Raw genomic sequence first — 24245 nt, 5'->3', positions numbered from 1 at the left:
TTCCCTATTATTCAGATGAGTAATTCTATTATCAAATTTCAGAAAGGGAGTTTAGGTACTCGATTCTTGAATGTGTTAAAATCTAGTAACCAATGGGTTCATAAAACTCCAGAACGAGCCTTAGAACAAGCTTATCAAGCTGCTTTAGCAATAAAAACTATAGAAGATCAGCATTTTGAAGGTCAAAAAGTTTCCGAAGCGGCACCCCAATATACTCCTAGTGTTTTAGAGTGCTTTATCAAGGATATTGAGAAGCATTTAAACACGATTAAATTCAAACTGGGTGAATTTAAACTGACTCGTAATTTAGATCACTCTGGAGATATAGAATTTATTGAAAAATTAAAATTTATCGATGAAATTGTTGATCGATATCAACATAATTCTTCTGTCTCTAATCCCCTCGTCTATTCCGATTCCTCTGGCTTGACATCTGAGAAAAGACTAAACAACGGAAAATCGACTGACCCATCAGGTTTATCTCCCCTAGACTTTGTGGAAGTTGAGTCTTCTGGAGAAATGTTTAAAGGGAAAAAAAGTGGCGCTTTACCTCGTTCTATTGGACGCACGTTTAAAAAGATTCAAACGGAATTAGACGATGAATCTGAAGAACGTTTAATGAATAGCTATCGAGCATCTCGTAAAAAGACAAAATCGGCGGTTAACTTTCTGTTGATGCTGATTTTAATTCCGCTTTTATCCCAACAAATCTCGAAAAACTTTATTTTTATTCCCCTCGTAGAACATTATCGACAAACCCATGAAGTTCCTTTATTTCTCAACTCAGAAATGAAAGAAGAAGCCCTTCATGAGTTAAAATCCTATGAAGAAGAACTGCAAATGAGTAGTTTGCTCTACAAAACTCCTACCCTTGAATCTGAAGAAATGGAAAAGAAAATGGAGGAGAAAGCTGAAGAAATTTCTAAAGAATTTGATCACAAAAGTAGTGAAGCTATTAGTAATATTTTTGCGGATTTTGTGGGATTAATCGCCTTTACTTTAGTCATTCTCTTGAATCAGCAAGGGTTGATTGCTTTAAAAGCTTTGCTCAATACTGTCATGTATGATTTGAGTGATAGCGCTAAAGCCTTTATTATTATTTTACTCACCGATATCTTTGTGGGTTTTCACTCTCCCCATGGTTGGGAAGTTCTATTAGAAGGATTTTCAAGTCACTTGGGAATTGCACCAAATCGCAGCTTTATCTTTTTGTTTATCGCTACTTTCCCCGTCATTTTAGACACGATTATGAAATATTGGATCTTCCGTTACCTCAGCCGGATTTCACCCTCTGCGGTAGCAACGTTAAGAAATATGAACGAGTAAAAGTGAAACCTGAAACCCTTTCACTTCTTTCTGTTCCCTCTTCAAGTAGCGCTATAGAATGGATTCATCATGCACTCAGTTAACCACTTGTTAGCATCAAAGAATGATACATTAGCTTATGAAGATTCCTATTATTCAGCCAGAATGGTTTAGAAACAACCGGGTTTTGCTTGTTTTTTTGATTAGCTTACTTTGTGTCATTGGGTTAAATCTTCCTGCTTTTGCAGTTACCTATAAAACCTCTAGTGTAAGAATTCCTATTTTTGGATTACACGATATTATTGACGAAGCCAATATTAATCAAAGTGCAGAAAAACGGTTACAATTTGATAATGATTATTTCAAACAGGATTTATATACTTTCCTGAATTATTTAGCTCAAAATAACTATTGGTTTTTAACCACCCAAGATTTATTTACCTATTTTATTCAAAAATCACAACCTATTCCTCAAGAACGGATTGGACAAAAACCGATCATGATTAGCTTTGATGATGGTTATGAAGGAGTTCATCAGAATGTTTTACCAATTTTAAAAGATTTAGAAGAAAACTATAACAAAAAAGTTAAAATTGTTTGGTTTATCAATCCAGGATTAATGGGAGTTAAATTAAAAGACTTTATACCTCATGTCAGTTGTGAAGAATTGCGGGATGGCTATAAACGGGGCTATTATGATATTCAATCTCATGGTCAAACTCATGAAAAATTAACTTTAATTAAGGGTAAAAAGTTGAAATTTGAACTCGAACAAGCTAAACTTGATCTTAGAACCTGTATGCAAGATTTAGATAAAAATAAATGGGTTGCGGCTCATTTTGCTTATCCCTTTGGAAAAGTAAATCGCAGAGTTGAAAAATCCTTATCTCCCTATTATTTAACGGGGTATGTTTATGATGGGAATATGCTACGGATTAATCGTTACACTAATAAATATCGCCTCTCTCGAATTACGGTTAATCGCTATACTTCCCCCCGGAGTTTAATTAGAATAGCAAAAAGAGCAACAACTTTAAGAAAGTCTTAAATCTTTATATCAGGAAACACAATTATGAGTTTGAAGGGTGAGATCCAAGCTAATCATGATATGCTTGAAGACTTATTTGAAGCCGTTGTAATGACTTTAGCCGGGGAGTCAAGTCAATTAGCAGTTTGGGTACTGGATGATCAGCTTAATTTTTCACAAATGAAAGCGCGGCGTATTGGAGCTTTCTCGCCGTTTTCTGAAAGTAAGAGTATATTAGCAGGTTCCGGTTTATTGATTAAATTAACAAGGGAGAATGTTCAAAAAATTTTACCCCTTTTTAGAGAAAATGATTATCTAGGCTATCAGATTTTGCACCTGCAAATTGAATCTCAGGGATCACTTCAATTTGCAGCTTATGATCACTTTTGTGTGGTCTTTTTTGGCGAGCAGATTTCCTTAGAAATGCTAGAAAGGCTCAAGCAGCGTGATATTATTCAAGATTATAGTATTCCTTGATCTAATTTAGCCGAAGAAGGAATATTGCTTAAAGCTAATTTTCACCCTTCCAAAGACACTTTTAAAACTTATAGTGGCTAACCCTTCCTAATTTAATTGCAGAACTTGACCCACAACTTCAGATAACCGTTGAGCATCAAAGGGTTTGGTCAGATATTCCGTTGCCCCCGCCAAACGACCTTGAACCTTATCAAAAGCGCCATCCCGTGCCGTTAACATAATAATAGGCAAATTTTGAAACTGGGGAATACTGCGAACGGTACGACAGAGTTCTAAACCATCAATTCCTGGCATGGCCACATCCAGAAGCAAAACCGAAACTCGTTCATGGTAAATCATCGACAAAGCATCGACCGCATTATCGGCCACTAGAACACGGTATTCTTTCCCTAATGCTTGTTGCACCAGCCCTTGCATGACTGTACTATCGTCAACAGCCAAAATAGTGGGTATAGAATCTTGGAGTACAGACATAGCGATTCATGTTCCTTAGTCGAGATGCCCTGCTCATTCACAATCAAGGGGATTCAAAACAGGCTTTAGATGTGGATTGGAATGCAAAAGTGCCATGAGTTTAATTATAGAGTAAAAGCATTCCTTCTTTTCCCTATCAGCGATCTCGTATTTTTAAACGGGATATGATCAAGGGACTTTGATCTGTGTTACTTTTCTATTATCAGGGTAGAGGGCTTCAGTTTGTTAAATCCTGTAAGAATCTTAATTAAATTTTTGTAAAAAAACTAAATTTTTTTAACTTTTTTGGACAAAATAGACATTAAGTTAGACCGAAAAAATGGTGTAAAATCCTTAATTTTTCGGAAAAATTAAATCAGCGTTGAATTCTAAGGATTTGAGACTCAGTTCCGCGAAGGGCTTAAACCTTTGTTAAGATTAAGGTAAATAAATGTAGAGACCTTCCATGGACGGTCTGTACTGTGAGATCAGGACGTTTGGACAAACAATGTCATACAGCTAAGGCGAGTCAAACAAATGTCAGTTGACTGTTGACTGTTAACGGTTGACCATTGACTGTTAAATCGTCAATCATCAACCGTGAGTAGGGGTTTGAGAATCAAGCTCTTACTGCAAAGTCTCATCAGAGCGTCGCATACCCGCTTCCTGATAGATAGCCATTCCCCTGTATGGTGATTATCAATGAATGCAAGATTTTTAGGTCAAACCATGTTTAGCCCAGAGGGCAATACTCTTTCTCAGGTCATCCACACGGTTTCTGAAATTCCCTTTGATGATTTGACTCACTTAGCGTCTTATCTGGCTCAGGCACCCATTGCTTTAATTACATTTCGCGATACCACCCATCAGTGGTTGAAATCTCAAGTGGGTTTAACCGGAACAATACACCCGTATTTAAACTTCTGTGAGTTTATCATGGAATTGCACGCTCCACCGGAATCGAGGATGGAGGATAGGGCTGAACCGGAAAATTCAGTCCGGTTTGTAGACACCTATCAAAGCTTAAAGCAACCTCCAAAACAGATTATTATTCCTGATACTTGCAAGGATAAACGTTTGGCAACCCAACCCTTAGTTACAGGGGAGCAACCCATTCGATTTTATCTCGGTATTCCTTTAATGACGACGGATCACGTCATGTTAGGAATGATTTCTATTATGGATTATCATCCCCGTGAATTGTCCGGCGACACCCTCGACGCTTTACAATCCCTGAGTCATCAAATTATTAGCCAAATCAATTTACATCGTCAACTGATTCAGACAAAAACCAAATTTAATCAACTCGAACATATTATTAATGAACGTAAGCAAGTTTGGGAAGTGGTTCGTCAAGAACGGGACTTTGTTTGCGCCGTTCTCGATACCGTCAGCGCCTTAGTGATTGTCCTTGATCCCGATGGTAAAATTATTCGCTTTAATCGCACCTGTGAAGAATTAAGCGGATATTTAGCCCAGGAAGTCGAGGGAAAAACCTTAGATGAATTGGGATTAACCCTATTTCCCGTCGCTAACCCTAGCAACTTGGCGTCAGAATCAATCATGATTGAGTTTGACGAACCTCCCAAACCTCGAAAAAATCAACAATCTTCTCCTCAAGTTGACTCCGCTTCCGACTCCACCCTGGGGGAAACCGAATGGATTCGACCCGATGGCCAACGCCATTGGATTGCCTGGTCACATACAGCTTTGCTACAACCTAATGGTTTAATCAGTCATCTGATTATCACCGGGATTGATATCACCGAACGCAAACAGTCCCAAGAACGTCTGGGACTTTTAGAACGGGCGATTACAGCGAGTCCCAGTGGGATTGTAATTAGTGATTTTACTCAACCAGATTGTCCGATTATTTACTGTAATCCCGCCTTTGAACGGTTAACGGGCTATGCTCAGGAAGAAGTGTTAGGACGCAATTGTCGATTACTGCAAGGGGAAGATACTGATCCCACTGAACTAGCCCGCATTCGTCATGCCATTACCCATCAGCAGGATTGTGTTGCCACCCTCAAAAATTACCGTAAAGATGGTCGGTACTTTTGGAATGAACTCTCGATTTCTCCGGTGCGTGACCGAGAAGGACGTTTAACCCATTTTATTGGTATACAAACGGATATTACCCACCGCAAACAATCGGAAGATGCTTTGCGAGAAAGTGAAGCTCGTTATCGGCTTTTAGCCGATCATGCTACGGATTTAATTTCCCGACATAGCCCTGATGGCATTTATTTATATGCTTCTCCAGCCAGTCGGCAACTTTTGGGATATGAACCTGAAGAATTGATCGGACAATCGTTATATGAGTTGATTCACCCGGAGGATTTAGATGTTGTTAACCCAAAATGTTTGCTCCTGCAAAATAGTTTAGATATTTACACGATTAGTTATCGAATTCGATGTCGCAATGGAAACTATATTTGGTTTGAAAGTACCTGTCATGGGTTGGAAAATCAGGATTCAGAAACTCTTGATGAAATGATTGCTGTTTCCCGCAATATTACCGAACGAAAACAAGCGGAAACTCTCTTATTAGAGCGCTCACGACTCTCTCAGTTAGAAGCAGAAGTGGGAACCGCCCTCGGACATGGAGGGTCAATTGCTGGGATTTTGGGCCGTTGTACAGATGCGATCGCCCAATACCCCAAAATCTCAGGGGTAGGAATTTGGACATTGAATCTTCAAAGTAATCTATTAGATTTGCAAGCGAGTGCGGGGTTAACGGTTTATGAAGACCATCTAACCGAAACTGATGTTTTAAGCCATAACCTTTCCTATCCTCTCCCCGGAACTAGACACCAAACCCTTAATTTTCCTTTGGTGGTGGAAGGTCGTTTAGTGGGGTTGATGGGGATTTGTAGTGATGAAATCCTGAATCAGGAAGCACAAGGGGTATTGGGATGGGTGGCGAATGCCTTGGCCGTTGGTATTGATCGGGTGAAGGCGCGGGAAGAGTTACAAAGTCGCCGGGAAGGGTTACTGTTTCGTTTAGCCAGTCAAATTCGGGATTCTTTAGATATTGATACGATTTTAGGCACGGCGGTGAATGAAATTCGAGCGTTGTTGCAAGTGGATCAATGCCATTTTCTTTGGTATTTGCCGATGCAGCCGAATCAACAACCGAGTTTTACCGTTACCCACGAGGCGCAAAATCCTAATTTATTTAATGGGTTACAGGATTATCCCCCGGCTCAAATTCCTCTATTGGCGGAAAAAATTCGCATGGCGACCACGATTCAAATTGATAATATCGAAACAACAACCGTGTTGGATGAATCGACCCGTCAGTTTTTCCAGCAGGCGGGGATTTTTTCGTTGTTGCTGTTACCGTTAGAAACGCGCTCAGGTCAACGGGGGGCGGTGGTTTGTAATCATTATCAAGTGTTTCGACCTTGGCGGGAAAGTGAGGTGGAGCTTTTACGGGCGGTGGTGGATCAGTTAGCGATCGCCATTGACCAAGCTGAATTATACGCCCAAACCCGCGCCGCCGCCTTAGCAGCCCAAACCCAAGCGTTTCATCTGAGTGAAGCATTACAGGATTTGAAACAAAAGGAAGCCCAGTTAATTCAAAGTGAAAAAATGTCTTCTTTAGGACAAATGGTGGCGGGAGTTGCCCATGAAATTAATAATCCGGTTAATTTTATTTATGGGAATCTGACTTATGCTAAAGAATATACTCAAGATATTTTAGAATTATTGGCATTGTATCAAGATATTTATCCCAATCCCACTCCAGAAATTCAAGAAAAATCCCACGAAATTGAATTAGAGTTTTTAATGGAAGATTTACCTAAAATTCTATCTTCAATGGAAATGGGGGCGGATCGGATTCGTCAAATTGTGGTGTCTTTGAGAAACTTCTCTCGATTAGATGAAGCCGAAATGAAGCCTGTTAATATTCATGATGGCATTGATAGCACCCTTTTAATTTTACAAAATCGCTTAAAACCTAAAGGCGCTTTTCAGGGGATTGAGTTAATTAAAGATTATGGCAAATTACCGAGGGTGGAGTGTTATGCTGGACAGTTAAATCAGGTTTTTATGAATATTTTGAGTAATGCTATTGATGCCTTAGAACATCAACCTGAACCTCGAATTATTAAAATTAGTACGGATGTGATTCATCCAAATTTCAGCGATAAAAAATGTAAATTTCCGCCTTTAGATCAAGTCAGAATTATTATTCGAGATAATGGCCCTGGAATTGAAGATAAAGTTAAAAATCGATTGTTTGATCCGTTTTTTACCACAAAACCTGTCGGAAAAGGAACGGGTTTAGGGTTATCCATTAGTTATAAAATTGTTGTTGATCAGCATCGAGGAGATATTCATTGTTATCGAGATCAAGACAATTTCACCGTGTTTGAAATTTCCATTCCTATTTCTCAAAAAGAACAACCTTCAGAATTAGTTTTTGAATAACTAGGGAATAGGGAATGATTCAGGATTTAGTTGTAGAGACGTTGCATGCAACGTCTCTACAGATATAATGGGTAGAGATCTAGGTTCCCAGTCTGATTTTTTCCCATAATTGTTGATACTGTTTGATAGAATTTTGGGAAAGGGGCTGGAGGAAATCACTTTTTTCTAAAATAGAAGATTGAGGCAATAATAGCGGATTTTCTCTTAATGATTGGGGTAACTCTTCCGGGTTCATTCCTAAAATAATCGGAGATGTTGTTGCGGTTAATAATGACAGTTGAGTTGCGACTTGAGGCGACCAACAAAAATCAATCCATTGATCTCCTAAAGTCGCCGTAGGAGAGGCTTGAACCTTTGCAGGTTTCACCCATAAATCTAACCATAAAGCAGTACCCGATTTGGGAACAACGGCGGCTAATCCATTTTGATATTGTACTTCTGGAGAAATATCCGTAGACCAACCAACGGCTAACCAAGTATCTCCTAAAATTAACGGTTTTAGATAACTATTAGAGTCATAAAGTCTAACATTTTGATGCAGTTTAAGCAGTTCAGATTCTAAATTTTTGACTTGGCTTAAATCGGCAGTATTATAAGAATAGCCTAATTTTTTTAACGTTAAACCAATAACTTCTCTGGCTTGATTCGGTAAAGAAATCCGATGACGCAATTCTGGACGCCATAAATCACTCCAGTCTTGAGGTGTCCATCCTAAAGCCTTAAACTTATCAACCCGATAAATAATCACGGTACTTCCTGAACGATAAGGCGCCGCCCAAATTTTTCCTTTAGAATCAAATTTACCTTCAGAATTCCGTCGGACAATATTTTGCCAACGGGGGGGAAGTTGTGACCATTGCGGCCATAATTTAGGATCAAAAGGTTGAATCAGTTGTTGTTGAATGGCAGAATTTAACCAGAAATCTCCAATCATGACCAAATCAGCTTGAGATGATGACTGAGGAGAAGATGGGGATTTCGATTTTTGTAATACTCTAAATAAATTGTTGAGTTGGGGTTGAGGAACAAAATCAACTCCGTCTTGCTCAACTTGTTGGCGAAACTTGCTCACCATTTGCACGGGAACAGAGCCTTTAAGAACTTCAACCCTGAGCGCCGTAGAGACGTGCCATGGCACGTCTCTACATCCGGCTACGACACTACTCAAGGTTAAGGTACTCATTCCTTGTAGAAAAAACCTTCGCTTCACAGATTACTCAATCCGTTTTTCTAAATATTGGCCAATCATAGTTTGTTCCCCAGCGCGTGAAATAATCGTTTGTCGGGTGCGGTATCGCTGACCCACCAGTTTAAGTTCTTCTTCAAATACAGAACCATTGTACTCGCTTCGGAGGCACAATGTATTGGCATCGAGCATATAATATTGGGCAACAACGGGTTTAGGTGTCATAAACCCCTGATCTCGATAAAGTAGGGTTTCTGAAACACCAAACACCGTTGCTCCCTTCGATAATTTCTTTCCTGAGACGGAATTAGAACTTTTCCAGTTGACTTTTGACCCGCAGGTAATCATCGTCGGATCATCTAATTGGTGTAATTGAGCAATATTAATCAGTTCAGGGCTACCTTGTTGTAAAAACTCTACGGTAATCTCGCTGGCGACTTCTTGAGTGTCTCCCTCTGGTAGGGTGTAGTAACGCCGTTCTGAATACCATTTCCCAATACTGCGTTGGAAATAGTCTGCGACTTGGGAGACGATATCAGACGGGTTTTGTTGGATCAGGGCTTTCATTCTGGCTGCTCCTAAACACGAGATTAACGGATGAATCCCCTCACAGGAGAGGCAAAAGTCAAAGGTTTGTTACAATTCTTAATATAATCACAACAACCTTAAACTCGCAATCATTTTTTGCTGATAAGCTGGAAAAATCTACATAAAGTAGAATCAGTCAGTTTGTAACATCTACCTTCAGGTAGAATTAGGTTAGGAATACACTAACTGTCTCTATTTTTCAAGACCTCTGTGATAAAAAATCAACGTTTCATGACAAAATTTGGAAATTTAATGAGTTTGGGCGGTTTTAAAAAAAGAGGACAACAGGACTATTTTTGAGAAATGAAGCTTTTTGTCCCAGAGGTCGGGAATTTTAAGTTAAGTGTTGAATTTGAGTTTCCTGGAAAAACTGATCAACAGCATCAATAAAATTTATATTAAGGGATTTGAATAATTTTTTATCAGGATTAAATCTATACAAGATTCAATCAACTATTTTTCCAGGATATTTTTGGGATTTGGGCGGATTAAAGTTTTGGAGTTAATTATAAAAATAGCAATCAAAATATTTTGATCTATAAGAACTCCGGTACTTCCTACGATAAAAAAGAATAGACCCACCCGCCGAAGATGTGGAGTTTTAGGATCGATGATCAGCAGGAAAAGGTGACTTTCTTTCAGTATGCAAAGATGCGTAACAGAAGACTTCAGCAAAAGGTTAAATAATTTAGTAAATAATGGGATATTGTCTTTTTGCTGTCTAGGATTAACTTAAGAGATTTTTGAGTTAAACAGGAGTATTTTTATGGATGGGCTAACCAAACAAGTTGTCGCGTTGACGAATAAAGTAGATGCGTTATACGAAATGATTAAGCAGCTTACGGATCAAGTCTCTGAGCATTTATCCCAGGAAGAATCAACCGACCCCACCTCAGCAGTTCCTAACCTCCTGGAGTATGGTTTGTCAGCTTCCGCCTCAAATTCCTCAGAGACAAGGCAAAGTTCATCCCTACAGGAACACAAAGATGTCCTGATGGATGACGACTATATAGAAAGCAATTACTACAGTCGGGAACCCACCTTGACCGCAGATATTCAAATTCAGCGCCTCACCGCACAGCTAACCGCCGCTTATAACCGCATTGCAGCGTTAGAAGAACAATTATTATCCAAAAGAATCCATTTTTAAGGAAACCGGGGGCAGACAAGGCGTTTTGGCTGTTGGTCAACGGTCAACCGTCCAGGGTCAACCGTCAACACCCAACACTATATTATTAGAGATAATAATCTTGAAGGGCTTTCACCTCAATGGGAGTAGACTTCAAGGAACGAATGGCAGCCACCGTTGCTTTAGCCCCTGCAATTGTTGTGATGATGGGGATTTTGTACGCTAAAGCCGAACGACGGATCAGAATTCCATCACTGCGGGACTCTTCCCCAGACGGGGTAATAATTGCCAACTGCACCGCCTGATTTTTAATCGCATCCAGAATATTCGGTCGTCCTTCGTGCAGTTTCAATTCCATATCGACTTTTACGCCATTTTCCCAGAGCACTTTGCGAGTGTTAATGGTAGCACTGACTTTAAACCCTAACGCCAAGAAATCCTCAACCACAGGTACAATAGCTTGTTTATCCCGATCATTCATCGAGACAAACACCGTTCCTGATAAAGGTAGCACTTGTCCGGCGGCGAGTTCTGCCTTCGCAAAGGCTTTACCAAAGTCGGTATCAATACCCATGACTTCCCCAGTAGAGCGCATTTCCGGCCCTAGTAGCACATCGGTTCCCGGAAATTTAGCAAAGGGTAACACCGCCTCTTTCACGGAAACGTAAGTGGGGAGTTTTTCTTCGGTTAAGCCTAATTCCGTTAAGGATTTACCGGACATCACCCGGGATGCAATTTTGGCTAAGGGAACCCCAATGGCTTTGGAAACAAAGGGAACTGTTCGAGATGCACGGGGATTCGCTTCTAAAATATAGACCTTTTCCCCTTGGACGGCAAACTGAATATTCATCAGTCCCACCACATTTAACGCTTTGGCGAGTTCAATGGTTTGGCGACGAATGGTGGCGAGGGCGGTTTCTGATAAGGTTTGGAATGGAATTGAACAAGCCGAGTCCCCAGAGTGAATTCCGGCTTGTTCGATATGTTCCATAATGCCACCAATAACGACATTTCCGCTTTGGTCAGCGATCGCATCGACATCCACTTCAATGGCATTTTGTAAGAACTGATCGACTAAAATTGGGTGATCCGGTTCTACCTGCACCGCAAACAGCATATATCGTTCTAATTCTTCATCGGAATAAACGATTTCCATCGCCCGCCCTCCTAAGACATAAGACGGACGCACGACTACGGGATAGCCGATGCGACGCGCCACTTTTAAGGCTTCTTTAAAACTGCGGGCCATGCCATTTTCGGCTTGTAAAATATCCAATTCCCGCAGAATTTTTTCAAACCGTTCTCGGTCTTCGGCAATATCAATGGAGTCGGGCGAAGTACCCCAAATTTTGGTTTTCAGGGGCAGTTTTTCTAACGCTCGTTGTAGGGGTAAGGCTAATTTTAGAGGGGTTTGACCGCCAAATTGAATAATAATTCCAACAGGTTCTTCCGCTTCAATAATATTCAGAACATCTTCTTTGGTTAGGGGTTCAAAATATAAGCGATCGCTGGTATCATAATCCGTTGAAACGGTTTCTGGGTTAGAGTTAACCATGATGGTTTCATAGCCTTCTGCTCGTAACGAATAGGAGGCATGACAACAACAATAATCAAACTCAATCCCCTGTCCAATGCGGTTGGGGCCACCACCTAAAATCATCACCTTGGGTTTAGTTGAGGGTAAAATTTCGTCTTCTTCCCAATAGGTTGAATAATAATACGGGGTCATGGATTCAAATTCTGCCGCACAGGTATCCACCATTTTATAAACAGGTTTAATCCCTAATTCTTGGCGATAGGTGCGGACTTCATCTTCAGTGGTTTTTGTGGCAAAGGCAATTTGGCGATCGCTAAATCCTTTACGTTTTACCGCTAACAGTTGATCTGCTTTTAACTGTTTTAAGGTTGTGCGTTTGAGGAATTTTTCCGTTTCTAATAATTCCTGCATTTTATCTAAGAACCAAGGATCAATTCCCGTCAGTTCATAGATTTCTTCAACCGTCATTCCTAAGATCATTGCGTTACGAACGGTTAAAATTCGTTCTGGGTTAGGCGTGCGTAAACCGGAACGAATATGATCTAAACTAGAGAGTTTTTCTGAGCGATCGCAACCCCAACCTGCTAACCCCGTTTCTAAAGATCGTAACGCTTTTTGGAAGGATTCACAGAAGGTTCCACCAATTGCCATGGCTTCCCCAACGGACTTCATTTGTGTGGTTAAAACAGGTTCTGAACCGGGGAATTTCTCAAAGGCAAATCGGGGAATTTTTGTCACCACATAATCAATTGTGGGTTCAAAGGAAGCGGGGGTTTTTTTGGTAATATCGTTCTTAATTTCATCTAAGGTATATCCCACCGATAATTTTGCCGCAAATTTAGCGATGGGGAACCCAGTGGCTTTTGAAGCTAAGGCGGAAGACCGACTGACACGGGGATTCATCTCAATCACAATTACATCTCCCGTCATGGGATTAACCGCAAATTGGATATTAGAACCTCCGGTTTCTACCCCAATTTCTCGGATAATTTTAATCGACGCATCCCGCAGTCGTTGATATTCTTTATCGGTTAAGGTTTGGGCGGGAGCAACGGTAATTGAATCCCCCGTATGGATACCCATGGGATCGAGGTTTTCAATTGAACAAATAATCACCACATTATCAGCGAGATCCCGCATCACTTCTAATTCGTATTCTTTCCAACCGATGAGGGATTGTTCGATTAAAATTTGAGACACCGGAGACGCATCTAAACCGGATTGAGCAATTTCTTCAAATTCCTCTTGGTTATAGGCAATCCCGCCTCCAGTTCCTCCCATGGTAAAGGCGGGACGAATAATTAAAGGATAACTACCAATTTGATGTGCTACATCTCGCGCTTCATTCATGGTATTGGCAATTCCCGAAGGGCAACAAGCGACGCCAATTCGTTCCATTGCTTCTTTGAATAGTTGCCGATCTTCGGCTTTTTCAATGGCTTCTAATTTAGCACCAATCAGTTCGACTCCATATTTTTCTAATATGCCATTTTTTGCTAGAGCAACGGCTAAATTCAGGGCGGTTTGACCTCCCATTGTCGGCAATAAAGCATCGGGACGTTCTTTTTCAATTACCTTGGCAACGACTTCAGGCACCAGAGGTTCAATATAGGTGCGTTCGGCTGTTTCCGGGTCAGTCATAATTGTTGCGGGGTTAGAGTTGACTAACACCACCTCATACCCTTCTTCCCGCAGGGCTTTACAGGCTTGAGTTCCTGAATAGTCAAACTCACAGGCTTGTCCAATTACAATCGGCCCAGAGCCTAACAGCAAAATTTTCTTTATGTCAGTACGTTTCGGCATTATGAATTCCAGTATATGAGTTGTGGAACAGGCATCTTGCCTGTGCGTAATTGAGTATATAGCTTACTCTTGACATCCGTCCCCTCGTAGAACGAGGGAGATTCCATCTATTGCAACAAATCGAAAATCGATAATTGTTGAAATGCTGGTGGGTTGACGATTCGCTGGCTGCTGCTACAAATAGCTGTAGTCTGATTTAAACAGATTAAAGCGATTCACACAAGAAATAGACGGGAAACTTGGTAGCCTCGTCTATAAGCGAGCGAGGCGGAAAAGTAACTCGGCGGATTTATCCGCATTCAACTAATGGTGATGCGGATCTTCAATATATTTCTGGATAGTTGTCGCACTAACATTGCCTGCGGTACTAAAAAAATAACTTTTACTCCATAAGCTAGGTAGTTTCAATAATTCAGGGAATTCTTTCCGAAGGAAATTAGAAGATCTCCCTTTTAAAAACCTAACAATTAAATGAATTGGGATTGTTGGGGGAAACTCAATAAAAAGATGGACGTGATCAGAACAGGTTTCAGGTGTCGGGTGTCGGGTGTCGGGGAATGAAATCTGCTTTCTACCTGAAACCTGCTTTCTACCTGAAACCTGAAACCTGCTAATGTTGATCATATTACAGCAAACGACAAAAAGATGTATGGTTGCCAACAGGTTCTAATTCATACCAGTCCTGACATCAAGGCGATTATCGAGTATCTTTGTTTAGAATCCAACAAGGTCTACAATTGCGCTCTTTATTACGCTAGGCAAATGCTTTTCAAAAAGCAAGTTTTTGTTAGCAGGGGGGCTGTCTGTTCTGAAATGTCTAAAAGTGCAAACCTGCATTTTAAGGCAATGTATGTTTCTTCTGCTCAACAAACTTGCAATTCAGTAGCGGAAGCCATGAGTTCTTATAAAGAACTCCTGAAGTTATGGAGAACTGGAAAGCTAGAAGAAAAGCCCCGTCCTCCTAGATATAGGAAGCAAGGGCTATTTACGGTTTCCTATCCGGTTCGATGGTTGAAGTTAACTCCAGAGGGAGTTAGAATCCCACTAGGAAATCAGGTTAAAGCATGGTTTGGGATTGATTCATTTTTATTGCCCGTGCCGTCTAACCTGAACTGGGATTCAATCAAAGAAGTTCGCATCCTTCCTCGGAATAAATGTTTTTATGCCGAGTTTGTTTACCTAGTTCAAACAGAAAAAATTGAACTAGATAAAAACAAGGTGCTAGGAATAGATCATGGAATCGACAACTGGTTAACTTGTGTGAGCAACGTAGGAACCAGTTTTATTGTTGATGGTAAGCATTTGAAATCTTTGAATCAGTGGTATAACAAACAAGTTGCTGATCATAAAAATGGTAAACCTCAAGGTTTTTGGAGTAATGCTTTATCCACTCTAACTGAAAAACGGAATCGCCAATTTAGAGATGCTATCAATAAAGCTGCTAGGTTGGTCATCAACCACTGCCTCAAAAATAGCATCGGTCGTATTGTTTTTGGTTGGAACAAAGGACAAAAAGATGGTGCTATCCTTGGGAAAAAAGGAAATCAGAACTTTATTCAGATTCCCACTGCACGATTAAAATCTCGAATTCAAGAACTTTGTTCTCGTTACGGAATTGAGTTTATAGAAACCGAGGAGTCTTATACCTCAAAAGCTAGTTTTCTTGATCATGATTTTCTCCCTGAATTCGGCGAAAAACCCGACAATTGGAAGCCGTCAGGAAAACGAGTTAAACGGGGTTTATACCGCACTGCATTTAATCAATATATCAATGCTGATTGTAATGCGGCAGTCAATATTATTCGTAAAGTATCGGCAACATTGGGATTAAATCTCAATGAAGTCAGTAGAGGCGCATTGACTACGCCATTAAGAGTTCGTATTTGGACTACTTAAGAATCCTCGTCGCTTGATTCGCGAGGAGTGTCAAGGATTAGATTCGGTGAATATCAACTCCCTCATCGGTGTAATCTATAAGAATCTATGCTAAAAATCATTTAATTTTGTTGTTTTTTTAGAAAAATTTTCGATTTTTGGGGTTGCTTAAAAGTTGGGGCTGTGTTAAGATATTGATAGTTAATATAATGGGATGTTTGCACTTTTAAAATTTTTGCATCCATCCCATTATATTATAGATAGTTTCCCATGAATTCCCGGTTTTGTCAACCGCACCCCCCCTGTTTTTTGTCAATTTTTGTAAAGAAAGATTGTGTCCATCATTGGAGTAGACTTTATCGCCAATTAATGAGACACTAATCATCAACGGTTAACGTCTGATTAGGTTAACCAACCCGTTTTTAGCTGCGAGTCATTATGCCCAGAACGCCTGATGAATATGTCGTACACCTCATGATTGAGGGGGGTCATCGAGAAGAAATCAAGTTTTCCACAATGCAAGAGTTTCAAGTGTGGTACAACAAAGTTTTACGACCCAAGTTTGATAGTAGTGAATTTGTCAATGTTCCCATCAAACACCGGGCAGAAGATACCACGTCAAAAGAATATATGGTTGTTCGTCCCAGTGCCATTAAAGCCATTCGGGTCGAACCTGTTTTCAATTCTAGTATTGACCGCCGCATGGTTGATGAACCCGATATTTAAGTAGTAAGCCCTTCAGGGCTTCTTAACTCTTTCGTTCTTTTGGCTCAAGCCCTAAAGGGCTTACTACAAACTACTTCTTAACTCTTTCGTTCTTTTGGCTCAAGCCCTAAAGGGCTTACTACAAATAGTGAATAGCGAACAGTCAGTACAAGTTATTGGAATTGATTTAGGGGGGACGGCGATTAAATTGGGACGTTTCGCCGCCGATGGGACTTGTTATGAATCCTTAACCGTTCCCACACCCCAACCTGCGACACCAGAAGCCGTTTTAGCAACATTGGTTGAGGCTATAGCACAAATTAGAGAAAATGTCAATAGTATTCGGGCGATTGGTTTAGGAACACCGGGCCCTGTGGATGGGACGGGAAAAATTGCGAAAGTGGCGATTAATTTAGCGGGATGGCAGGATGTTCCGTTAGGTTTAATGTTAGAAGAAAAAACAGGTTTACCTGTGATTTTAGCCAATGATGCTAACTGTGCGGGGTTAGGAGAAGCATGGTTAGGGGCGGGGCGACGGTTTCAAAATTTAATTTTATTAACATTAGGAACAGGCGTTGGCGGGGCGATTATTTTAAATGGGGAATTATTTGTTGGACATCAAGGAGCGGCGGCAGAATTAGGATTAATTAGTATTAATTTTGATGGCCCGATTTGTAATAGTGGAAATCGAGGTTCCTTAGAACAATATACTTCTGTACAAGCTATTCGTCGAGAGACGGGATTAGAACCCGCAGAATTAGCGGAAAAAGCTTTAGCCGGAGATGAAAAAGCCCTAGAATATTGGCAACGATACGGTCAATTATTAGGAATTGGATTAGCGAATTTAATTTATGTCTTAACCCCACAGGCTATTATTTTAGGCGGGGGAATTAGTGCGGGGGCTGATTTATTTTTACCTTCTTTAAAAGCAGAATTAGAAGAACGGGTTTTATTGATTTGTAGAGAGGGGTTAGAAATATTAATTGCGGAATTAGGAAATCAAGCGGGAATGATAGGGGCGGCAAAATTAGCGTTTCAGAAGTTTGTTAAGATTGAGGATCAAATTGATTCATAAATTAATCCTTGTGCTGCAACCCTTCCTGACTGGATTTCCTAAAATATATCAAGGATGTTTAGCAGATTCAGCCTCATAACATTTAAGAATTAAATCAGAAAGCTGATCTAAATCATTAACAGATGAAATAATCACCCTTGAAGCTGCATCTCCTAGTGAAGCTGATATTTCTTGCACTTCAAAGCCTGCTGCTAATGCTTTGACTTCATTAATCGGTAATCGAGTGACAAAGCTTTTCTTTTTCGGTGTTAAATAAAATCTTAAAAACCACCAATTTGCTTTACCGACATTTACACCAAAATAAGAAACAACATCTTTATATTGAACGTCTAATTTATAACTCTGAGAACGAGCAGCAATAGTTTTTACTGTTTCAAATGCTTGTAACTCTTCATCCGTTGTTTCTATGGCTGATGTTTCTAACTCTGGTTCGATTGGTTCAGGATCATCAATTTCAGGAGAAACCGTAATATCTTTACCCATTTCTCTACTAATTGATTGGGTCATTAACTCAACTAAACTATTCTGAATAGACTTTTTAACAATAAGTTTGAATTTCTCAATGATTTTACTTGTAACTCGACCTTCTACCGCACAATTAGGATTAACTGTGCTAAGTTGAGAAACCAAAAACCGAATAAAATCATCAGATGGAGATCGGAGAAGATCGTCAATTAGTTTAGTCATTCCTTGGAGATAAACCATCTCCTCTGCCTGTCGTTTTATTTGCGTAGAATCAAAATTATCTCGATGAAAAAGCTTGAGATTTTCAATTTGTTTGGGTTCATAATTAAGGATATTGAAACAAAAAAAAGGTTCATCATCCATGACATTCTCATGGCGCAAATCGGTGAAAAACCTATATTCAAGACCATTCGTAACAATAGCGACTTTTGTTTTTAGCAAACCATTAAAATATCTTTTTAACTGACCATCATGAGCAGTTGGTTTTTGATCACGCGCTTTTGCTTCTACAATCATAACGGTATCGCCGTTGATTGCAATAGCGTAGTCTACCTTTTCAAACTGTCCTGCTTTTTTAGTAGCGAAATCCGCAATAAACTCAGGGATAACCTCTGTTGGGTCAAAAACATCATAGCCAAGCGCACTAAAAAATGGGATAATTAGGCCCATTTTAGTCGCTTGCTCACCTTTCACCAATTCAGCACCTTTACGGACTTTTTCTGCAACGTTCGCAATGTCCTCAACAAAAACCATGTTGCTTTCTCCAACAATAGGCTCTACTCAGTCTCTATTGTAGAGCTAAAGCAACCTCTATTATTATGTAATATTGTCAACCTCCAACTTTTCGATATTCTTAAGAGCATCACAACTAAAGATAAATTCTAGCAAATCTTACTCATATCGTGACTTTTTAGATTTGATCACTTCAATCACATCATTATGTCTTTGCCCCTCAATAATATCTTTGAGATGAATTTGCCCATTAATATATTGAAGGTGAATACGCCAACCCGATATTTTATCAATATCAGCCCGGTAAATTGCCTGTTTTACACCCTTTACTTTATGTAATCTTGTTTTTGGAAACTGTCTTGTTCTATGACATTCTTGATCTTCGAGTTCTGCTAGAGCTTCTAAAAAACCGATCTTAAGTTCATTGTTGGGTAAAATCTTCATGGCTTCATAAATAATACCATATTCATCACAAAGAGTCAGAGTTTGTGCCATAAATCACTACGACAGCTTAACCAATTCTCGGTCTTGATGCTTGAATTCTTGATACAAAGACTCTGCTATTGATTGATAGAGTTTTCTCGGATCAGCACTATTACGTTTAAATACTCGAAATAGAGTAAATATAATTTGCTCAAAAATGGGATCTTCATCAATGGCTAAAATCAGTTTCCAGGGTGGGGAAACTTTTAATTCGTAGAGTGAAGATTCATAACCATTTGGGAGAGATGGCAAATGCAAATGGCGTAACTGACGATAGACAGCAGCTTTGTGATCTGGGAACAGACTAGCATAGTGATTAATTTTCTCAATCACTGCAACTCTATCTTTTTCATCGAGTTTAGCTATATCTTCCTCAAAAGATTGGGTTGACTCAATTAGAATATCCACAATCAGGAACCCTTTACTTTTAACTAAACGATAAGTCTTGTTGTTAATATAATAACAGATTAGCACTCATCCAAATGTAATGAAAAAGTTACAAATTAAACGCGATAATCAGAATTGGCGTTGGGTGTCAGGTATTGGGGATGAGACACCCGAATATTCCCAAAGGTAGAAACCCACTTTAGGAAATAGGAAGAAACGGAAAAGAAAAGTCTACACTAAGAAAAAGCGTTATTGTTCTGCATCGGGTTAATCTTATGTCAGAATCTCCAAAATCCATTGCCCAACACTACCATGAACGCACGAAATATGACCCAGAAACCCTCGCCTTAAAAAGCCAAACCTTGGACTGGGAAAAACAGCCCATTCCCTTTAAAGAGTATAAAATTGGTAAAGTCTTTGACCTCAAACTCTACTTGAAGAGCGTTGAGGAAGCCACCTCTAGTGACCCTAAAACCCGACTTTGGCAACGTTTATCCCATTTGTTGCTGCATAGTTATGGTTTAACCGCAAAACTCCCCACCATGGGAGGTGTCCATTATCTTAGGGCTGCTCCCTCGGCGGGTGGGTTATATCCAGCCGAAATTTATTTAATTTCTAGGGGAACTGCAATTTTAGCTCCGGGTTTATATCATTATCAACCTCAAACCCATGCTTTAGTTCAATTTTGGGAAGATCAAGTTTGGCACAATTTACGGGATGCTTGTTTTTGGCATCCTGTATTAGAAAATACCCATTTAGCCCTGGTGACAACGGCAGTTTTTTATCGTTCTTTCTGGCGTTATCAAGATCGCGCTTATCGGAGGATTTGTTTAGATACGGGTCATTTATTAGGCAATCTTGAATTAATGGCAGCCATGAATGATTATCGACCCCATTTAATTGGAGGATTTGCCGATGATATTCTGAACCAATTGTTATATTTAGATCCTGAAGTGGAAGGAGTAACCACAGTTTTAGCGTTAGCAAATCTCCTAGAAATTGATGAAAATTTACCCCATTTAAGAACAGCTTTACCTTCGGAAACTCAAATAGATTACCCTAATCTTACCGATGGAGAACTATTAGCTTATTTGCATCAAGCGACTAAATTAAAAACGGATTCTTCTGGAAGTCAAGGTTGGAAACTGCTTGAAACAGATGGAATTTTAGAAGATAAATATAATTTTCCATTTTGTACAAAGGTAGCAACGGTAACAAGTTCTATTGACTGGGGAAAAAATTTATCAGGTTTAGAAAGAATAATGGTAAAACGACGATCTACACGGGCTTATAATGGAGCGGAATTGATGTTAAATGAACTCTTAGCCCTTTTAGATTTTACCTATCAACCTCACCATTATATTCATCAAGGGTTAGATGGTTCTCCTGATTATTTTGATCTCAGTTTAATTGAAACCTTTATTGCTGTTTCTGGAGTCAATGGTTTGGAGGATGGATGTTATTATTATGCTCCCAAAGCCCAAGAGTTAAGGCAAATTCGGTTTAAAAATTTTCGTCGGGAGTTGTACTATTTGTGTTTACAACAAGATTTGGGACGAGATGCAGCAGTGGTCTTATTTCATACGGCGGATTTGAAAAAAGCGATCGCTAACTACGGAGATCGAGTGTATCGTTATTTACATTTAGATGCAGGTCATCTCGGACAACGTTTGAACTTGGCTGCCATTTATTTACGTTTGGGGGTCAGTGGAATTGGTGGATTTTTCGATAATCAAGTCAATGAAGTTCTCGGTATTCCTACGGATGAAGCTGTGCTTTATATTACAACATTAGGAAGACCCAGGTAGGTGCGAGAGGGGTGTTGACCGTTAACTGTTAACTCCCCCTATCTCCTCATCTCCTAACTCCTGTTATACTTGCTGAGTGAGGGCGCAGCGATCGCAAAGTCCGAAAAACTCTAAGGTATGGTAATAAATTTTAAACTTGTGGGATTGTTGAAGTTGAGTTTCTAAGTGGTGAACCGGACATTCATCGAGGGGGATAGAACGTCCACACTCAACACAGGTGAGATGATGTTCATCTTGCTGCATACAACTATAAACCGCCTCTCCTGTAGTTAAGGTGCGGACATTAATTAACCCTTCCCGTTTTAACGCATCCAAAGAGCGATAAACCGTTGCTAACCCCATCGTTTGGTTTGTTTTACGCAACTCTAAATAAAGCTCTTGAGCAGAAACGGAGCGCTTTAGGGTTTTGAGTTCGGTGAGAATTCGGTCTTGACTGCGGGTGCGACGAGGTTTCATTATCACTCAATAGCAGGGAACAAGGAACAGGGGATAGGAAAAAGTGACTAGCCACCCGACAATTATTTGTAGCCAATATTCAAGGATAGAATATCAGCTTGCTCTGGGCTATTATATTAGGATACAACACTACAACCCGCGTACAATGAAGGGTGTACACTCTGTACACAACACCGGGCAATAGTGCAGTGGTAGCACGCTTGCTTTGGGATAGGGGTTAACAGGTTTATTATCAAATCGGGATGACAGGATTTGAACCTGCGACCCCCTCGTCCCGAAAGTAACCTAGAGAAACCATGAAACGATAGAATCAGGGTTTTAGCTATTACCGTTGTATTTTCTTCCACTAAATCTTGTATCTGGCTTGTATCCACATAACAAGTCATGCAAAACGGATTAATTGAGAAAACAGGGAAAATTGCAATTGAGGTGTTTAAGGGTAGTTATCGGTTGAGATGGACGTATAACCGCAAAACTCAAACTTTAACTATTGGGAGAGTGTCTAAAGACTCCCTCAAAATAGCTAAGGCTAAAGCATCTCAAGTTGACTTAGATATCATGACAGGGAATTACGATGAAACCCTGGTTAAATACGACGCTAGACGGGTTAAACAGACTATTACCGACTCTCCCACTGAAGAAACCTTGTTAACTGTCTGGGAAAGTTACAAAAATATCTCTAAAAAATCAGTCGCATTAACAACCCAAAAAGACTGCTGGAGTCAAACCGATAGATGTTTAGAAAAAGCTAAGGACGCTAAGTTATTTGAATTTAGGAATGCTCCCGACTTGTTGGCAGAACTATTAAATCATTATTCTGTGAGTACCATTGAAAGGGTTTTAGCAGATATTAACGCAGCTTGTAGCCTTGCGGTTGATATGGAAAAAATAGAAAAAAACCCGTATCGTAAACTAAAGCGGTTTTTACCTGACGTTACCTCTAACGGGGGTGAAAACGAAAGAACTAAACAGTCATTTACTGACAATGATTTAATAACAATTCTTGACGCATTTAAAACTAATCAGTTTCAGAATATTAATTCACCTTACGCTCATAGTTACTATTACCCGTTTATTCAGTTTTGTACGTTAACAGGGTGTAGACCGGGTGAAGCAATAGCGTTGACTTGGGACGATATCAAGTATAAGGATGAGCGAGTATGGGTAAGTATTAATAAATCATACTCAAGCGGAATTCTAAAATGTACCAAAACAGGGGAAACCAGGTTATTCCCCGTTAACGATGAACTGTTAAAAGTGATTGAATCGTTCCCTAGAATCAGTAACGAAAATAACTTAATGTTTCCATCAGTTAGAGGGGGATACATTGATCAATCATTGTTTTCCAGACGGTATTGGAGAACAATTGTATTGAAACTTGCGGCTAATGAGTTGATTGAGCGTTACTTACCCCCATATAACCTGAGACACAGTTACATTACCCGGTTAATCAGACTAGGGGTAGATGTGGCAACGGTAGGACGTATTTGCGGTACTTCACCAGAGATGATAGTCGGACATTATCTATCACCGAACGATGATTACATCCCCCCAAACTTAGGGTTGATTCTATCAGTGTAACAGTGAATCAGAAGGGAACCCCCCCTTATAAAAAATAACCCACCGATTGTTAGTCAGTGGGTTTTAGTGTTTGGGGATGAGTGGGTTAGTTAATTGTTTGAATTCTCCTTTACCCATTCCAATAGTTCACTAGGTTGGACTTCATAGGTATCACAGATTTTGCTTAGTACAGAGGATGACGGTAACTGGGATGGGTTGTTGTACAGGTCATAAGCCGTTTTAGGTGCTAACCCTGCATCCTTCCACAGTCGGTACGGGGTGATAGCTCTACTACCGCAAAACTCTTTAATTTTGTTTCTCACTGCCATTCCTCAACTTTACCATTAAGCAGTATCTTAGCAAGTATTACTATATATGTAGTAGCTATATGTAATTAGTATTAGTTATGTTTTTATAGTATAGTTATAAATAATTAGTATTAATATAGATAGCAATAATAAGTAGATAGTAGTATTATGGCAATAGAAAGACAGCTAATCCTGTTACTACTAACCGGGTTAACTGTCTAAACAATTAATACTACTGGGATAAATTATGACACTTGCAGAACTCAAAGCAAAAGCGGCTGAATTGGGGTTAACCTCTGATGATGTACGTCAACATGGAAACCTTAGCTATAAAGCGACATGGGAGGCTGCGATCGCTCAATTTATGGTATGGAAAGAGGCGGTTGACACCCATTGCGAACAGATGGATATTCCTCAGTGGAGTTACCCAGAAGACAGCGTAGAAG

Annotated in this window: 19 protein-coding genes and 2 pseudogenes; 11 read left to right on the top strand and 10 right to left on the bottom strand. The window is 39.9% G+C overall.

What is annotated here, in order from left to right:
• The first annotated feature begins 15 nt into the window (after nt 1–15).
• The 3 genes from H6G57_RS27440 to H6G57_RS27430 all read left to right on the top strand — a co-directional run bounded on the left by H6G57_RS27440 (nt 16) and on the right by H6G57_RS27430 (nt 2809).
• On the top strand, nt 16–1326 hold the full coding sequence (locus H6G57_RS27440; RefSeq protein WP_190524813.1) for a proton extrusion protein PcxA: 1311 nt from the start codon (nt 16–18) through the stop codon (nt 1324–1326).
• A 118-nt stretch (nt 1327–1444) separates the two neighbouring features.
• Nucleotides 1445–2353 (top strand): polysaccharide deacetylase family protein, encoded by a 909-nt coding sequence (locus tag H6G57_RS27435; protein WP_190524810.1) that lies wholly within the window; start codon nt 1445–1447, stop codon nt 2351–2353.
• A gap of 24 nt (nt 2354–2377) precedes the next feature.
• Nucleotides 2378–2809: a hypothetical protein gene (locus tag H6G57_RS27430; RefSeq protein WP_190524804.1), complete on the top strand. Its 432-nt coding sequence runs from the start codon at nt 2378–2380 to the stop codon at nt 2807–2809.
• Between the two features lie 87 nt (nt 2810–2896).
• Here H6G57_RS27430 and H6G57_RS27425 read toward each other — a convergent pair whose 3' ends face one another.
• A complete protein-coding gene (locus tag H6G57_RS27425) occupies nt 2897–3283 on the bottom strand; it encodes a response regulator transcription factor (protein WP_190524802.1) in 387 nt (128 codons plus the stop codon).
• A 708-nt stretch (nt 3284–3991) separates the two neighbouring features.
• Between H6G57_RS27425 and H6G57_RS27420 the strand changes: the two genes are divergently transcribed.
• Nucleotides 3992–7702 carry a PAS domain S-box protein gene (locus H6G57_RS27420; RefSeq protein WP_190524828.1) on the top strand — a complete coding sequence of 1237 codons (3711 nt, stop codon included), beginning with the start codon at nt 3992–3994 and terminating at the stop codon, nt 7700–7702.
• Between the two features lie 79 nt (nt 7703–7781).
• On the opposite strand, the gene H6G57_RS27415 is transcribed toward H6G57_RS27420, so the two are convergent.
• Together H6G57_RS27415 and H6G57_RS27410 are read right to left on the bottom strand one after the other, a co-directional pair.
• Complete coding sequence (locus H6G57_RS27415; RefSeq protein ID WP_309236069.1) at nt 7782–8912, bottom strand: extracellular solute-binding protein; 1131 nt, start codon at nt 8910–8912, stop codon at nt 7782–7784.
• 3 nt (nt 8913–8915) lie between these two features.
• Nucleotides 8916–9455 (bottom strand): phycobiliprotein lyase, encoded by a 540-nt coding sequence (locus H6G57_RS27410; protein WP_190524800.1) that lies wholly within the window; start codon nt 9453–9455, stop codon nt 8916–8918.
• Between the two features lie 787 nt (nt 9456–10242).
• Between H6G57_RS27410 and H6G57_RS27405 the strand changes: the two genes are divergently transcribed.
• Nucleotides 10243–10626 (top strand): hypothetical protein, encoded by a 384-nt coding sequence (locus H6G57_RS27405; RefSeq protein WP_190524798.1) that lies wholly within the window; start codon nt 10243–10245, stop codon nt 10624–10626.
• 85 nt (nt 10627–10711) lie between these two features.
• On the opposite strand, the gene carB is transcribed toward H6G57_RS27405, so the two are convergent.
• Together carB and tnpA are read right to left on the bottom strand one after the other, a co-directional pair.
• Nucleotides 10712–13945, bottom strand: coding sequence for a carbamoyl-phosphate synthase large subunit (gene carB / locus H6G57_RS27400; protein WP_190524796.1), 3234 nt, complete (start codon nt 13943–13945; stop codon nt 10712–10714).
• Nucleotides 13946–14248: 303 nt separating this feature from the next.
• Nucleotides 14249–14476, bottom strand: a pseudogene (tnpA, locus tag H6G57_RS27395) (IS200/IS605 family transposase); the annotation flags it as partial.
• A 114-nt stretch (nt 14477–14590) separates the two neighbouring features.
• Between tnpA and H6G57_RS27390 the strand changes: the two are divergent.
• The 3 genes from H6G57_RS27390 to H6G57_RS27380 all read left to right on the top strand — a co-directional run bounded on the left by H6G57_RS27390 (nt 14591) and on the right by H6G57_RS27380 (nt 17600).
• Nucleotides 14591–15841, top strand: coding sequence for an RNA-guided endonuclease TnpB family protein (locus H6G57_RS27390; protein WP_190524787.1), 1251 nt, complete (start codon nt 14591–14593; stop codon nt 15839–15841).
• Nucleotides 15842–16258: 417 nt separating this feature from the next.
• The gene (locus H6G57_RS27385) at nt 16259–16546 is read left to right on the top strand and encodes a hypothetical protein (protein ID WP_190524785.1); all 288 of its coding nucleotides are present in this window, start codon (nt 16259–16261) and stop codon (nt 16544–16546) included.
• A 127-nt stretch (nt 16547–16673) separates the two neighbouring features.
• Nucleotides 16674–17600, top strand: coding sequence for an ROK family protein (locus H6G57_RS27380; RefSeq protein ID WP_190524783.1), 927 nt, complete (start codon nt 16674–16676; stop codon nt 17598–17600).
• A 48-nt stretch (nt 17601–17648) separates the two neighbouring features.
• On the opposite strand, the gene H6G57_RS27375 is transcribed toward H6G57_RS27380, so the two are convergent.
• From H6G57_RS27375 to H6G57_RS27365, 3 genes are all read right to left on the bottom strand, one after another.
• Entirely contained in the window at nt 17649–18818 is a 1170-nt protein-coding gene (locus tag H6G57_RS27375) for a type I restriction endonuclease (protein ID WP_190524780.1), read from the bottom strand.
• A gap of 138 nt (nt 18819–18956) precedes the next feature.
• A complete protein-coding gene (locus tag H6G57_RS27370; protein WP_190524778.1) occupies nt 18957–19292 on the bottom strand; it encodes a hypothetical protein in 336 nt (111 codons plus the stop codon).
• Nucleotides 19293–19298: 6 nt separating this feature from the next.
• Nucleotides 19299–19688: a hypothetical protein gene (locus H6G57_RS27365; protein ID WP_190524776.1), complete on the bottom strand. Its 390-nt coding sequence runs from the start codon at nt 19686–19688 to the stop codon at nt 19299–19301.
• A gap of 254 nt (nt 19689–19942) precedes the next feature.
• Between H6G57_RS27365 and H6G57_RS27360 the strand changes: the two genes are divergently transcribed.
• Nucleotides 19943–21475, top strand: a complete 1533-nt coding sequence (locus H6G57_RS27360; RefSeq protein WP_190524774.1) for a SagB/ThcOx family dehydrogenase — start codon at nt 19943–19945, stop codon at nt 21473–21475.
• A 63-nt stretch (nt 21476–21538) separates the two neighbouring features.
• Here the strand turns inward: H6G57_RS27360 and H6G57_RS27355 are convergent, their stop codons facing one another.
• The gene (locus H6G57_RS27355; RefSeq protein ID WP_190524772.1) at nt 21539–21931 is read right to left on the bottom strand and encodes a Fur family transcriptional regulator; all 393 of its coding nucleotides are present in this window, start codon (nt 21929–21931) and stop codon (nt 21539–21541) included.
• Nucleotides 21932–22315: 384 nt separating this feature from the next.
• Between H6G57_RS27355 and H6G57_RS27350 the strand changes: the two genes are divergently transcribed.
• Complete coding sequence (locus tag H6G57_RS27350) at nt 22316–23512, top strand: site-specific integrase (protein ID WP_190524770.1); 1197 nt, start codon at nt 22316–22318, stop codon at nt 23510–23512.
• A gap of 89 nt (nt 23513–23601) precedes the next feature.
• Here H6G57_RS27350 and H6G57_RS29825 read toward each other — a convergent pair whose 3' ends face one another.
• Nucleotides 23602–23820 (bottom strand): helix-turn-helix transcriptional regulator, encoded by a 219-nt coding sequence (locus H6G57_RS29825; protein WP_190524768.1) that lies wholly within the window; start codon nt 23818–23820, stop codon nt 23602–23604.
• A gap of 226 nt (nt 23821–24046) precedes the next feature.
• Between H6G57_RS29825 and H6G57_RS27340 the strand changes: the two are divergent.
• Nucleotides 24047–24245 (top strand): annotated as a pseudogene (locus tag H6G57_RS27340) (hypothetical protein); the annotation flags it as partial.

The organism is Planktothrix sp. FACHB-1365, from assembly GCF_014697575.1.
Lineage (GTDB): Bacteria > Cyanobacteriota > Cyanobacteriia > Cyanobacteriales > Microcoleaceae > Planktothrix.
Note: the sequence above shows the minus strand (reverse complement) of the source record. Positions and strands in the feature narration are given on the sequence as shown.